This window comes from Alkalibacterium sp. 20 (genome assembly GCF_001885615.1).
Classification (GTDB): Bacteria; Bacillota; Bacilli; order Lactobacillales; family Carnobacteriaceae_A; genus Alkalibacterium.
In genome coordinates, this window is record NZ_LSRN01000004.1 from 1 (window position 1) to 679 (window position 679).

Sequence of the window (679 nt, forward strand, 5' to 3'; positions counted from 1 at the left end):
TTTAGGGATAATCTTGATTTTTTTTACTGTAATTTTCGCAAATATATTTGAGGTGATTTATATGAAAAAATCGAAAATAAAGCGCTACGTTTATTTGATATTAATGTTACTTAAGTATTTGTCAATTTGGCCAGCAGCATATTTTATGCGGTTAAATGATAAAAATAAAAATATCTTACTAGTATCAGAAAGAGGTATGGATGCTAGAGACAATGCTTATCATCTTATCAATTATATTTGGGATAAGCATCCCGAAATAATAGCTTATTTTGTAATTTCAAAAAATTCACCTGACAGAGAAAAATTAAAAAATAAAGGATACATAATTGAATATAGAAGTCTGAAGCACTATCTCTATTTTTGGATATCAGATGTAAAAATCAGTACGCATATTATGGGGTACTCTCCGGATGCAGCTTTGTTTAATAAGCTTGACAATTTTGGCTTAGTAAGAGGGAAAAAAATCTTTTTGCAACATGGTATTACTAAAGACTATATAGCTGAACTTACATACCCAAATATAAATTTAGATTTGTTTGTATGTGGAGCTAAACCTGAATTTGAGTATGTCAAATTGAAGTATAATTTTCCATCCAACGTAGTAAAATACTTAGGCATGGCTAGGTTTGATGCTCTATACGATATAAATATAAAAAAACAAATAATAATTATGCCAACC

1 protein-coding gene is annotated in these 679 nt (G+C 28.6%); it reads left to right on the top strand.

Going from position 1 to position 679, the window contains the following annotated elements:
- Positions 1-61 precede the first annotated feature (61 nt).
- The coding region (locus AX762_RS01745) for a CDP-glycerol glycerophosphotransferase family protein (RefSeq protein WP_177244014.1) at positions 62-679 on the top strand (618 nt) is incomplete at its 3' end.